A 12,345-nucleotide genomic window follows, 5' to 3' on the forward strand; every position below is an offset into this window, starting at 1 on the left:
GCCCCCAAGTCCTCGGTCGCCGGACGGGCCTCCTTTTCCGCCGGCCGAGGCAGCGACCCACCCCACGCGGCTGGCGCCGCACCCCGACCTGTCCCGCCGGACGAAAGCAAAAACGTGCTGACCGTCGATTTCTCCCGCTTCCCGCTCGCCGCAGGCGACCGCGTCCTCGATCTGGGGTGCGGCGCGGGGCGGCACGCCTTCGAGTGCTACCGGCGCGGCGCCCAGGTCGTCGCCCTCGACCGCAACGGTGCGGAGATCCGCGAGGTCGCCAAGTGGTTCGCCGCCATGAAGGAGGCCGGCGAGGCCCCGGAGGGGGCCACCGCCACCGCCATGGAGGGCGACGCGCTCGCACTGCCGTTTCCCGACGACAGCTTCGATGTCGTCATCATCTCCGAGGTCATGGAGCACATTCCGGACGACAAGGGCGTCCTCGCCGAAATGGTGCGCGTCCTCAGGCCCGGCGGCCGCATAGCGGTCACCGTCCCCCGCTACGGGCCGGAGAAGGTGTGCTGGGCGCTCAGCGACGAGTACCACGAGGTCGAGGGCGGTCACATCCGCATCTACAAGGCCGACGAACTGCTGAACAAAATGCGGGAAGCCGGCCTCAAGCCCTACGGCACCCACCACGCCCACGGCCTCCACAGCCCCTACTGGTGGCTCAAGTGCGCCTTCGGGGTGGGCAACGAAAAGGCGCTGCCCGTCCGCGCGTACCACAAGCTGCTCGTCTGGGACATCATGAAGAAGCCCAAGGCCACGCGCCTCGCCGAGCAGCTCCTCAACCCGGTCATCGGCAAGAGCTTCGTGGCGTACGCGACCAAGCCGCACCTCCCCGCCACCGTGGCCCCGACAGCCCGGGCGGCCGCCGAATGACCGCTTTCAGCCGGGGCTCCGGCCGCACCGAACGCCTCGTCCTGCCCGGGGTGCTCACCGTCGAACAGGCCGAGCAGACCGTTGCGGGCATCGCCGCCGTCCAGCGCGCCGACGGCGCCATACCGTGGTTCCGTGGTCACCACCTCGATCCCTGGGACCACGTCGAGTCCGCCATGGCCCTGGACGCCGCGGGTGAACACGAGCGCGCCGAGGCCGCGTACCGCTGGCTCGCCGGCCACCAGAACCCCGACGGTTCCTGGTACGCCGCGTACGCCGACGGCGACGCGGGCCGGCCCACCGACCGGGCCCGCGAGACCAACTTCGTCGCCTACGCCGCCGTCGGCTTCTGGCACCACTACCTCTCCACCGGCGACGACGCCTTCCTCGACCGCATGTGGCCGACCGTCTTCGCCGCCGTCGAGTTCGTCCTGCAACTGCAGCAGCCCGGCGGCCAGATCGGCTGGAAGCGGGAGTCGCCGGAGAACGGCGACACGGACGTCACCGACGCCCTGCTCACCGGCTGCTCCTCCATCCACCAGGCGCTGCGCTGCGCCCTGGCCATCGCCGAGCACCGCGAGGAGCCACAGCCCGACTGGGAGCTGGCCGCCGGCCTGCTGGCCCACGCGATACGCCATCACCCGGAGCGGTTCCTGGACAAGAGCCGCTACTCCATGGACTGGTACTACCCCGTGCTGGGCGGCGCCGTCACCGGCGCGGCCGCCAAGGAGCGCATCGAACGGCACTGGGACGCCTTCGTCGTGCCCGGGCTCGGGGTGCGCTGCGTGCTGCCCAACCCCTGGGTCACGGGCGGCGAGAGCTGTGAACTGGCGCTGGCCCTTTGGGTGATGGGCGAGTCCGACCGCGCGGTGGAGATCCTCCAGTGGATCCAGCACCTGCGCGCCGAGAACGGCATGTACTGGACCGGTTACGTCTTCGAGGACAAGGCGGTCTGGCCGGAGGAGCTCACCACCTGGACGGCCGGCTCCCTGCTGCTGGCCGCCGCGGCGCTCGGCGGCGACGAGGCCACCACGGCGGTCTTCGGCGGTGAGCGCCTGCCGGTGGTGGGGCTGGGCCCGGACTGCGACTGCGCGAGGCAGTGACCCGGGGCCCCGCCCCGGACCGCGCTGCGCGCGGCGTCCTCACAGCACAGCAGCCCGTCCGGCGTTTGAGGACCGGGGGTCCGGGGGCGGAGCCCCCGGTTACGGGAAGGGGCGGGGTGGGGACAAAACTTTCGAACAGGCCCGGCCCCGCAACCTAAAGTGGCGTCATGACCTTGCTGCCACATGACCGTTACTGCGCCGAGATCGTCACCCAGACCGACCTCCTCCGCGCAGCGCTGCGCGGCGCCGACCCCTCCGCCACCGTCCCCACCTGCCCCGACTGGACCCTCGCCCAGCTCGTGCTGCACGTCTCCAGCGCGCACCGGGGCGTCGAGGAGATCGTCCGCAACCGGGTCAAGGAGTTCACGGTTCCGACCGACGAGACGGCGGGGACGGGCGGGGCGGAGAACTACGACATCGCCGCCCTCGACGCCCGGCTGGCCGAGGGCGCGCTGAAGCTGTCGGAGACTCTGCGGGAGGCGGGGCCCGACGCCGAGGTGTGGACCTTCGGTGCCGAGCACAAGGCGTCGTTCTGGGCCCGCCGTATGACGCATGAGACGGCGATGCACCGCGCCGACGTCTTCGCGGCCGCCGGCGCCGACTACACCCTCGACCCGGCCGTCGCCGCCGACTGCATCGACGAGTGGCTGGAGCTCGTCACGTCCCCGCAGGCCATTGCGTACAAGCCGGTGTACGGCGAGCTCACCGGCCCGGGCCGCACGCTGCACCTGCACGCGACCGACACCGCTGCGGAGCTGAACGCCGAGTGGTTCATCGACGCCACCGGGGAGACGGTCCAGTGGCGCCGTGCCCATGAGAAGGCGGCCGTCGCGGTGCGCGGCCCGCTGACCGACGTGCTGCGGGTCTTCTACCGGCGTTCGCCTGCCGACAGCGACCGGGTCGAGGTCCTCGGTGACCGCGAAGTGCTCGACTTGTGGCTGGAGCGGGCAAGCTTCTGATGAGAACCGGTCACCTCCGGTCGTCGCGGCGCGTGCTGCTGCCCGCCGCCCTGCTCGTGCTCGTCACGGCGTGCGGCGGCGGCACGGCCCCGATGGCCCGGCCGGGGGCGGCGGGTGTCAACGACCCGCTCTTCCCGGGCCTGGGCAACGACGGTTATCACGTCAGCCACTACGGCCTGACGCTCGACTACGAGCCCGAGGGCAACCACCTCTCCGGCACCGCCGTCATCCGCGCCCGGGCCACGGAGAAGCTCAGCGCGTTCAACCTCGACCTCAAGGGCCTGGACGTGCGCAGCGCCCGCGTCGACGGGGAGCCGGTCCGTACGTCCCGCAAGGGCACCGAGCTGACGGTCGAGCTGGACAAGCCGGTCGACAAGTACCGCTGGTTCGAGACGACGATCGTCTACGACGGGCAGCCGCAGGCGGTCAAGGACGCGGACGGGTCCACGGAGGGCTGGGTCGAGACGGACCACGGGGCGGTGGGACTGGGCGAACCGGCGGGGTCGATGGCCTGGTTCCCCGGCAACCACCACCCCTCCGACAAGGCCGCCTACGACATCGCGGTGACGGTGCCGAAGGGCTTCACGGCCGTGGCCAACGGCGAGCTGAAGCGCACGGAGGACAAGGGCCCGGCAGGGGCCCGGCGCACCACCTACACCTGGCACAGCGGCGAGCCGATGGCGAGCTATCTGGCCGTCGTCGCCGTGGGGGAGTTCAAGGTGACGACCTCGAAGACGCCCAGCGGCCTGCCCGTGTACATCGCCGCCCACCCCGGGGAGTCCGAGGCGGCGGCGAAGGTGGCGAAGCTGGTGCCGGAGGTCCTCGACTGGGCGGGCGGCCTGTTCGGCCCGTACCCGTTCTCGTCCACGGGCGCGGTCATCGACCGCAACCCGGAGGTCGGCTACGAACTGGAGACCCAGCCCAAGCCCTACTTCCACGCCGCGCCCAGCGACAGGCTCGTGGTGCACGAGCTGGCGCACCAGTGGTTCGGCAACTCCCTCACGCCCCGCACCTGGAAGGACATGTGGCTGAGCGAGGGCTTCGCGCAGTACGCCGAGTGGATGTGGGAGGAGAGGAGCGGCGGGCGTTCCGTGCGGCAGATCTTCGACGACTACTACGACGGCAGGGACCCGGAGAGCAAGGGCGAGGGCGGGAAGACCATCTGGGACTTCCCGCCGGCCGGCCCGGGGCCGGAGACGGTCTCCGGGCTGCCTGTCTACGGCCGCGGGGCCATGGTGCTGCACAAGCTCCGCGAGAAGCTCGGGGACCGCGAGTTTTTCCGCCTCGTCCGCGGGTGGGCCGCGCAGTACCGGTACCAGAACGTCGACACGGAGGGGTTCGTCGACTTCTGCGAGGACGCGGGCGACGTCGGTGACGTCTTCGACGTCTGGTTGTTCGGCAAGGGCAGGCCCGCGAAGCGCTGAGAGGCCGGCCGGGGGTCAGGCGTTGAGCCCGGCGAGCAGACGCAGCGTGCCGGGGTCGGGGGCGGTGAGAAGGAGGTCGGTGACCGGCCCCGCGCGCCAGAGCTCCAACCGCTCGGCGATGCGCTCGCGCGGGCCCACCAGGGATATCTCGTCGGCGAAGGCGTCGGGTACGGCCGCGACGGCCTCGTCCCGCCGCCCGGACAGGAACAGCTCCTGGACGCGCCGCGCCTCCTCCTCGTATCCCATGCGCCCCATGAGGTCGGCGTGGAAGTTGCGGGCGGCGTGGCCCATGCCGCCGATGTAGAGGGCCAGCATCGTCTTCACCGGGCGCAGGCCCTCCGCGAGGTCGGAGCAGACGCGCGCCTGGGCCATGGGCGCGACCATGAAGCCCTCGGGGGTGCCGTCGAGGGCCGCGGCGTACAGGTCCGTACGCGTCGGCGACCAGTACAGGGGCAGCCAGCCGTCGGCGATGCGGGCGGTCTGGGCGACGTTGCGGGGCCCCTCGGCGCCGAGCAGGACGGGCAGGCCGGGGCGCAGGGGGTGCGTCATGGACCTGAGCGGCTTGCCGAGCCCGGTGGCGCCGGGCCCGGTGTAGGGGAGGGAGTGGAAGCGCCCGTCGAGGACGACGGGTGCGTCCCGGCGCAGCACCTGCCGGACCACGTCCACGTATTCGCGGGTCGCGGTCAGCGGGCTCTGCGGGAACGGGCGCCCGTACCACCCCTCCACGACCTGAGGCCCCGACAGGCCCAGCCCGAGCAGGACGCGGCCGCCGGAGAGGTGGTCGAGGGTCAGGGCGTGCATGGCCGTGGCGGTGGGCGAGCGGGCCGCCATCTGGGCCACGGCCGTGCCGAGCCGGATGCGGCTGGTGTGGGCGGCGATCCAGGCCAGCGGGGTGAAGGCGTCGGAGCCCCATGACTCGGAGGTCCACACGGAGTGGTAGCCGAGCCGCTCGGCCTGCCGGGCGAGCGCGAGGTCGCGCGGGCCGGGCCGGCGGCCCCAGTAGCCGAGGGCGAGACCGAGCCGCATGGGACCTCCCGCAGTCATCTGACGCTATGTCAGCCAGTGGAGGGTAGGCCCGCCGGGCGTGCGGCAACAAGACGGCGGCCCGCCGGGATGAACCCGGCGGGCCGCCGCATGGGAAGGAAGCGGGGCTCAGCCGCGCTGGATCCCCGTGGTGTCCTGCAGAAGGCCGCGGCGGCCGTCCTGCGTCTGCGCGACGAGCGCCGGACCGCGCTGGTCGACCGCCAGGTACCAGGTGCCGGGCGCGAGCTCGGCGATCTGGCTGGGCGAGCCGTCCTCCGCGAACAGCGGACGGTTGACCGGCACCGCGAACCAGAACGGGGCGAACTCGCCCCCGCCGGCCGCGGCAGGCTGACCCGCGACCGGCTGACCGGCCGCCGGCTGACCCGCCGCGGCGGGCTGCGGCGCGGCCGCTCCGGCGCCCGGCTGGGGCTGGACCTGCGTCGGGCCCGCCTGGCCGGCGTACGGCTGCGGGGTCTGGGCACCGTACGGGGACGGGCCGGCGCCGGGCTGCATGCCGCCCGGACCCGGGTAGCCGTAGCCCTGGTCGGGAGCCATGCCGCCGTACGGCTGCGCGGGGGCGGGGCGCGGGGCGCCCATCAGCGGGGCCTTGAGCGCCGGGGTGCGCGGCGTGAGCGCGACCACCACGGCGAGCACCAGGTTCGCGATCAGGCCCAGGATCTGGCCGACGCCGGGCGAGATCTGGTCCACGTCCGGACCGCCGAAGATCGTCCACAGCGAGGACCAGGCGGCGAACACGGCGAGCGCCATGCCCCACTGGTCGAGGCCCAGGCCGATGAGCTTGCGCCCCTCGGGCTGGAAGCGGGCGGCGATGACGAGCGCGGCGGCGACGATCCCGGCGAGGAAGATCGACGGCAGTACGGGGAAGAGTTCGGGCTTCCAGCCGATCGGCTCCTTGGGGCAGTTGATCGCCGACCCGCAGTCGTAAGAACGGAAGCTGAGGAACGAGGCGATGAACAGCAACACCGCTGCTCCGATCACCACGCCGTCGCCTCGAGTGAGGGAGCGGATGTTCACCTGAAATCCTTTGTCAGTGCTTGTCGGTGCTGTCGGTAATTTGTCGCTGTCGCCGGTACGCGAGCATGCCGGGGGCGCGAGGGCGCGGGGGTGGCGGCCACCCATCGTACGGGGAACCTATCGCCTGAGCAGCCAGGGCGTCCCCTTCGTATCACCCTCGTGACACGCCCGGTGGCCTGCCGGTACTTACCCGCGCAGGAAGTCCTTGATGCCGTCCGCGATTCCCTGCGCCGCCTTCTCGCGCCATGCCGCGTCGGTGAGCCGCGCCGCGTCCTGCGCGTCGCGCATATTGCCGCATTCGATGAAAACCTTGGGAATCGTCGAGAGATTGAGCCCGCCGAGATCACCGCGAGTGTCGAGGCCCGTGCCCTTGCCGATGTAATTGGACGGGGCGCTGCCGGTGGCGCGTACGAAGTTCCCCGCGATGCGCGCTCCCAGTTCCTTCGACGGCCCGGTGATGGCCGAGGTGTCCGCCTGTCCGCCGCGCACGGATGCGGGCAGGATCACATGGAAGCCGCGGTCACCCTCGCCCGCCCCGTCCGCGTGAACGGACACCGCGGCGTCGCCGTGCGCCTTGTTGCCGATCTCGGCCCGTTCGGTCACGCACGGCCCGTACTGCCGGTCCCCGTCGTGGGTCAGCACCACTTTGGCGCCCTGCGCCTGCAGGATCGTCCGGAGCCGGTGCGCCACATCGAGGCTGAAGGCGGCCTCGGCGTAACCGGAGTTGGTTTCGGTGCCGGTGGTGTCGCATTCCTTGTGGCCCGTGCCGATGTCGACCTGACGGTTGATCTCGGCGGTGTGCTCGGCGTTGTGGATGTTGTGGCCCGGATCGACGACGACGACCTTGCCCTTGAGGGGCCCGTCCGCGGCGGGGGCGGCGGCGTCCTGGGGCGCGGCCTGCGTGGGCTGCGCGGGTTCCGCCGCCGAGGGGGTGCCGGGGGCCGGCGGTTCCGACGGCTGGGGCCGGGGCGCCGGGCGCGCCGTGCCGGAGGACGACGCGGCGGACGGGGACGGCCGGCCCCCGTCGTCGTCCGCGTCACCCGAGCAGCCCGCCAGCCCGGCCGCCAGGAACAGCGCTGCCGCCCCGGCGACGAGTCGTGGGGTCATCTGGGAACCGCTGCCGTTGGACACGCGGGCGATGCTAGCGCTGCCGCTCAGATTCCGAGACCTGTACGCCGCAGTACGCGCAGCGAGTGCGTCACAGAGACCTCGGTGAACGCCCCTGACGCCAGGGCCCTGAGGTACACGCGGTACGGGGCCTGCCCGCCGTCGGCCGGATCGGGGAAGACGTCGTGGATGACGAGCAGCCCCTCGGGCGCGAGGTGCGGAGCCCACCCCTCGTAATCGGCGTTCGCGTGCTCGTCGGTGTGCCCGCCGTCGATGAACACCAGCCCGACGGGGCGCCCCCAGACCTTCGCCACCTGCGGCGACCGTCCGACGACAGCGATGACGTGCTCCTCCAGCCCGGCCCGGTACAGCGTCCGCCGGAACGTCGGCAACGTGTCCATCCGCCCCACGCCCGGCGCGTCGTCCACGACGGACGGGTCGTGGTACTCCCACCCCGGCTGCTGCTCCTCGCTGCCCCGGTGGTGGTCGACGGTCACCACGACCACGCCCGCCTCCCGGGCCGCCCCGGCCAGCAGAATCGTCGACCGCCCGCAGTACGTCCCCACCTCCACCGACGGCAACCCCAGCCGCCCCGCCTCCTCGGCCGCCGCATAGAGGGCGAGCCCCTCCTCCACCGGCATGAACCCCTTCGCCGCCTCGAAGGCGGCGAGTATCCCCTGCTTGGGCGCCATGGCTGTCCTGTCCTCCGGTGACGACTGGCTGGTCACGTACCCCACCCATGCTGCCGTACGGGCCCGCACGACCCGGGGGCGGGGCGGCGGGCCGGACCGGCGCCCCTACAGCCACCCGTTCTGCCGTGCCGCCCGCACCGCCTCCATGCGGTTGCGGGTCTGGGTCTTGCCGATGGCCGCCGAGAGGTAGTTGCGGACGGTCGCGGGGGAGAGGTGGACCTTGGCGGCGATGTCGGCGACGGTGGCGCCGTCGACGGCTGCGGTGAGGACGTCGCGTTCGCGCTGGGTGAGGGGGTTGGGGCCGGCGCTGAGGGCGGCGGCGGCCAGGGCCGGGTCGATGACGCGTTCGCCGGCCAGGACACGGCGGATCGCGGCCGCGAGGTCCTCGACCGGGCCGTCCTTGACCAGGAAGCCCGACGCACCCGCTTCCATGGCGCGGCGCAGATAACCGGGACGGCCGAACGTGGTGAGTATCAGCACCCGGCACTCCGGCAGCCGCGTCCGCAGCTTGGCGGCGGCGTCCAGGCCGCTGCGGCCGGGGAGTTCGATGTCCAGGAGAGCGATGTCGGGCCGGACCTCAAGGGCTTGGGGCAGGATGTCGTCGCCGTCGCCCACCTGGGCGACGATCTCGATGTCGTCCTCCAGGCCGAGCAGCAGCGCGAGCGCGCCCCGCATCATCCCCTGGTCCTCCGCCAGCAGTACCTTGATCAGTTCGCTGCTCACGCGGCCCGCTCCTCCTCGTCGTTCTCGTCCACCGGCAGTTCCGCCACGAGGCGGAAACCGCGCCGCCCGTCCGGGCCGGACGTCAGGGAGCCGCCCGCGGCGGCCAGTCGCTCGGTCAGGCCCTTGAGCCCGTTGCCGCCGGTGCCGGGCACCGCAGCCGGCTCCGACCCTACGCCGCGCCCGTCGTCGGTGATCTCCAGATGCACCCGGTCCGGCTCCCCCCGCACCTCGACGGCGCACCGCTGCGCCCCGCTGTGCCGTACGACGTTGGTGACCCCCTCGCGCACCACCCACCCCAGCAGTGCTGCCGTCTGGGGCGGCAGCGGGGGCCCGGACTGACGGATGTCCGCGGCGATGCCGGAGGCGTCGAGCAGGGACCGGGCGCGGTCGAGCTCGGTGGCCAGGCTGCCCTCGCGGTAGCCGGTCACGGCCTCGCGGATCTCGGTGAGGGCCTGGCGGCCCACGGCCTCGATGTCGGCGGCCTGACCCAGCGCCGCGTCCAGGTTGCGCGGCGCCAGCCGGCGTACGGCCTCCGCCTTGACCACGATCACGGACATCGTGTGGCCGAGCAGGTCGTGCAGGTCGCGCGAGAAGCGCAGGCGCTCGCGCTCCACGGCGGCGTGTGCCAGCTGCTCGCGCGTGGCGCGGAGCTGGGCGACCGCCTCGGAGAGGTTGAGGATGGCGGCCGCGACGAGCCCGGACAGCGAGGTGCCCCAGGCGATGGCCAGGACGTTCTCCGCGCCGCTCCGGACGGAGAGGACGACCCCGACCGTGACGCCGAAGACGCCCATCGCGATGGAGAGCCAGCGGCCCCTGTCCCGCAGTGCGACCCCCGCCGCCAGCGACAGCAGCGGGAAGCACAGCATCCAGTCGCCGCCGTACCCGATGGACAGCGCGTAGGTCAGGGCGGTCAGCGCGCCCAGGGCGATCAGCGGGGCGGTGGTCTTGCGGCGGTGCTCGTCGAGTCCGGTGAAGACCGTGGCGAGATACAGCGCGATGAACACCGCCACCCCGGTGCCCGCGAGCCACGGCAGCGCGACCTTTCCCCGGAAGAGATCGACCACGTCCCCGGTGAGGATGAACAGCCAGGGCATGAACGTCCGCCGGTTCGGCGTCTTGAGCCGGAGGGTTCGCTCCATGCTGTGTTTCATGCTGCCGACTCTACGAAACGCGGCGCTGAGCTGGGCAGATGCGAATGTCCGGGGTCACCCGTGACATTTGTCCCGCACGGCCTCCCGGCCCATGTCCCCGCGTCGGACCCGCGCCTTCCTCCTCTCTTCCCATGTCCCGCGGCATCGGCTATACATGGGCGATTGGGTAGAACGCGTTCTAGTCCTCGCCAGACGGGAGTACGGACCTCCATGCCCATCGACCCCGCCAAGGCCACGACCGCCGCACCGCGCACCTTCCCCCTCGCCTGGGACCACAAGGACATCCTGCTCTACCACCTGGGCATCGGCGCCGGCATCCCCGCCACCGACCCCGACGAGCTCCGCTACACCCTGGAGAGCCGGCTCCATGTCCTGCCCGGCTTCGCGACGGTCGCCGGCGGCGGCCGGGCCGTGGCGGGCGTCCTCTCCGTACCCGGCATCGAGGTCGACCTCGCGGCGGTCCTGCACGGCGGACAGACCGTCACCCTGCACCGGCCCATCCCCGTCCGCTCCTGTGACGCCACCCAGACCTCACGCGTCGCCGCCGTGTACGACAAGGGCAAGGCGGCCGTCATCGTGCTGCGCACCGACGTCGCCGACGGCGACGGGCCGCTGTGGACCGGCACCAGCGAGATCTTCGTCAAGGGCGAAGGCGGCTTCGGCGGCGAACGCGGCTCCACCGAACGCCTGGAGCCCCCCGCCACCCCACCCGACTTCACCGTCGACCGGCCCACCCGCGAGGACCAGGCCCTCCTCTACCGCCTCTCCGGCGACTGGAACCCCCTGCACGCCGACCCGGAGTTCGCCAAGCTCGCCGGCTTCGACAGACCGATCCTGCACGGCCTGTGCTCCTACGGCATCGTCCTCAAGGCCGTCGTCGACACCGCCTTCGGCGGCGACGTGAGCCGCGTGCGCTCGTACACCACCCGCTTCGCCGGCGTCGTCCACCCGGGCGAGACCCTGCGCGTACGGCTCTGGCGGGACGCCCTCGGCCCCGGCCGCATCCAGGTGACCGCCACCGCCGTCGAGCGCGACGAAGCTCCGGTGCTCATGGACACGGTCGTCGAACACACCTGCCGGCTCGATCCTCAGCACGGCTGAGCCGGCACAGCCCGCTTCCCCCGCGAAGGGAGCACCGTCATGCGCGCCGCCGTACAGCACGAGACAGGCCAGGACAAGCTCGAAGTCCTCGACGACGTCGAAGCCGTGGGCCTGGGCCCGGGCAAGGTCAGACTCCGGGTCCGGGCCGCCGGACTGTGCCATTCCGACCTCTCCGCGATGTCCGGCGTCCTGCCGCAGCCCGCACCCTTCGTCCCCGGCCACGAGGGCGCCGGCGATGTCATCGACGTCGGCGACGGCGTCACCCGTCTCAAGCGGGGGGACCGCGTCCTCGTCCGCTGGCTGCCCGCCTGCGGCGACTGCCCCTCCTGCCGGCGCGGACAGAGCCGGCTCTGCCTCGCCGGGTTCATGAACTCCGGCACCCCCAACTTCAGGCGCCGCACCACCGACCTCTTCGGCTTCGCCGGCACCGGCACCTTCGCCGAGGAGCTCGTCGTCGGCGCAGGCTGCGCCGTACCTATCCCGGACGACGTGCCCTACGAGATCGCCGCGCTCCTGGGCTGCGGCGTGACCACCGGCCTCGGCGCCGCCCTCAACACCGCGCGGGTCAGCGCCGGTTCCTCGGTCGCCGTCATCGGCTGCGGCGGCGTCGGGATCGCCGCCATCCAGGGCGCCCGCGTCTCGGGCGCCGCCCATATCGTCGCCGTCGACCCCGTCGCGCCCCGCCGCGAGGCCGCCCTGCGGTTCGGGGCGACCGAGGCCGTCGCCCCCGAGGGCCTCGCGGACGCCGTCGGGCGCGTCACCGGCGGCGAGGGTTTCGACTACGTCTTCGAGGTCGTCGGCAGGTCCGCCACCGCCCGCAGTGCCTACGAGGCCACCCGGCGCGGCGGCACGCTCTGCGTCGTCGGGGCGGGGGCGCTGGACGACCACTTGCGCCTCAACATGTTCGAGTTGTTCTTCGACGAGAAGAAGATCCTGCCCTCGCTGTACGGCGGCGGCGACGTCCTGCGCTCCTACGAACGGACCATCGCACTCTGGCGGGCGGGCCGCGTCGACCTGGAGGGCCTGATCACCCACCGTGTCCCGCTCGCCCGCATCAACGACGCCATCGACCAGATGCGCACGGGTGAGGCACTCCGTACCTGGATCACGATGTGACGGCCCGCCGGACCGCGGACCACGACACGACAGGGGGCCGGAGG

Annotated in this window: 12 protein-coding genes; 6 read left to right on the top strand and 6 right to left on the bottom strand. The window is 72.6% G+C overall.

Annotated elements, in window-relative coordinates:
• Positions 1-114: 114 nt before the first annotated feature.
• From AB0F13_RS24370 to AB0F13_RS24385, 4 genes are all read left to right on the top strand, one after another.
• The gene (locus AB0F13_RS24370) at positions 115-870 is read left to right on the top strand and encodes a class I SAM-dependent methyltransferase (protein WP_362086106.1); all 756 of its coding nucleotides are present in this window, start codon (positions 115-117) and stop codon (positions 868-870) included.
• A complete protein-coding gene (locus AB0F13_RS24375) occupies positions 867-1,970 on the top strand; it encodes a prenyltransferase (RefSeq protein WP_362086109.1) in 1,104 nt (367 codons plus the stop codon). The genes AB0F13_RS24370 and AB0F13_RS24375 overlap by 4 nt, the downstream gene beginning before the upstream one ends.
• A gap of 167 nt (positions 1,971-2,137) precedes the next feature.
• Positions 2,138-2,929 (top strand): maleylpyruvate isomerase family mycothiol-dependent enzyme, encoded by a 792-nt coding sequence (locus tag AB0F13_RS24380; protein WP_362086112.1) that lies wholly within the window; start codon positions 2,138-2,140, stop codon positions 2,927-2,929.
• Positions 2,929-4,353, top strand: a complete 1,425-nt coding sequence (locus tag AB0F13_RS24385; RefSeq protein WP_362086115.1) for a M1 family metallopeptidase — start codon at positions 2,929-2,931, stop codon at positions 4,351-4,353. The genes AB0F13_RS24380 and AB0F13_RS24385 overlap by 1 nt, the downstream gene beginning before the upstream one ends.
• Before the next feature lie 15 nt (positions 4,354-4,368).
• On the opposite strand, the gene AB0F13_RS24390 is transcribed toward AB0F13_RS24385, so the two are convergent.
• From AB0F13_RS24390 to AB0F13_RS24415, 6 genes are all read right to left on the bottom strand, one after another.
• Complete coding sequence (locus AB0F13_RS24390) at positions 4,369-5,379, bottom strand: LLM class F420-dependent oxidoreductase (protein ID WP_362086117.1); 1,011 nt, start codon at positions 5,377-5,379, stop codon at positions 4,369-4,371.
• 126 nt (positions 5,380-5,505) lie between these two features.
• A complete protein-coding gene (locus AB0F13_RS24395) occupies positions 5,506-6,411 on the bottom strand; it encodes a hypothetical protein (RefSeq protein ID WP_362086120.1) in 906 nt (301 codons plus the stop codon).
• Positions 6,412-6,597: 186 nt separating this feature from the next.
• Positions 6,598-7,542, bottom strand: coding sequence for an N-acetylmuramoyl-L-alanine amidase (locus tag AB0F13_RS24400; protein ID WP_362086123.1), 945 nt, complete (start codon positions 7,540-7,542; stop codon positions 6,598-6,600).
• Positions 7,543-7,565: 23 nt separating this feature from the next.
• A complete protein-coding gene (locus AB0F13_RS24405; protein WP_362086126.1) occupies positions 7,566-8,210 on the bottom strand; it encodes a class I SAM-dependent methyltransferase in 645 nt (214 codons plus the stop codon).
• A 105-nt stretch (positions 8,211-8,315) separates the two neighbouring features.
• A complete protein-coding gene (locus AB0F13_RS24410; RefSeq protein ID WP_362086249.1) occupies positions 8,316-8,921 on the bottom strand; it encodes a response regulator transcription factor in 606 nt (201 codons plus the stop codon).
• 8 nt (positions 8,922-8,929) lie between these two features.
• Positions 8,930-10,072: a sensor histidine kinase gene (locus AB0F13_RS24415; protein ID WP_362086129.1), complete on the bottom strand. Its 1,143-nt coding sequence runs from the start codon at positions 10,070-10,072 to the stop codon at positions 8,930-8,932.
• Between the two features lie 222 nt (positions 10,073-10,294).
• Between AB0F13_RS24415 and AB0F13_RS24420 the strand changes: the two genes are divergently transcribed.
• Both AB0F13_RS24420 and AB0F13_RS24425 read left to right on the top strand, forming a co-directional pair.
• Complete coding sequence (locus AB0F13_RS24420) at positions 10,295-11,185, top strand: MaoC/PaaZ C-terminal domain-containing protein (RefSeq protein ID WP_362086132.1); 891 nt, start codon at positions 10,295-10,297, stop codon at positions 11,183-11,185.
• 39 nt (positions 11,186-11,224) lie between these two features.
• Positions 11,225-12,301, top strand: coding sequence for a Zn-dependent alcohol dehydrogenase (locus tag AB0F13_RS24425; RefSeq protein WP_362086134.1), 1,077 nt, complete (start codon positions 11,225-11,227; stop codon positions 12,299-12,301).
• Positions 12,302-12,345: the final 44 nt, after the last annotated feature.

The organism is Streptomyces sp. NPDC026206 (assembly GCF_040638465.1).
In the GTDB taxonomy this organism is placed as follows: Bacteria; Actinomycetota; Actinomycetes; order Streptomycetales; family Streptomycetaceae; genus Streptomyces.

What these genes read in the sequence shown, in the direction of transcription:
- AB0F13_RS24375 (WP_362086109.1), top strand. Translation starts at nt 867, where the DNA reads ATGACCGCTTTCAGCCGGGGCTCCGGCCGCACCGAACGCCTCGTCCTG.
- AB0F13_RS24380 (WP_362086112.1), top strand. Translation starts at nt 2,138, where the DNA reads ATGACCTTGCTGCCACATGACCGTTACTGCGCCGAGATCGTCACCCAG.
- AB0F13_RS24385 (WP_362086115.1), top strand. Translation starts at nt 2,929, where the DNA reads ATGAGAACCGGTCACCTCCGGTCGTCGCGGCGCGTGCTGCTGCCCGCC.
- AB0F13_RS24390 (WP_362086117.1), bottom strand. Translation starts at nt 5,379, where the DNA reads ATGCGGCTCGGTCTCGCCCTCGGCTACTGGGGCCGCCGGCCCGGCCCG.
- AB0F13_RS24405 (WP_362086126.1), bottom strand. Translation starts at nt 8,210, where the DNA reads ATGGCGCCCAAGCAGGGGATACTCGCCGCCTTCGAGGCGGCGAAGGGG.
- AB0F13_RS24415 (WP_362086129.1), bottom strand. Translation starts at nt 10,072, where the DNA reads ATGGAGCGAACCCTCCGGCTCAAGACGCCGAACCGGCGGACGTTCATG.
- AB0F13_RS24420 (WP_362086132.1), top strand. Translation starts at nt 10,295, where the DNA reads ATGCCCATCGACCCCGCCAAGGCCACGACCGCCGCACCGCGCACCTTC.
- AB0F13_RS24425 (WP_362086134.1), top strand. Translation starts at nt 11,225, where the DNA reads ATGCGCGCCGCCGTACAGCACGAGACAGGCCAGGACAAGCTCGAAGTC.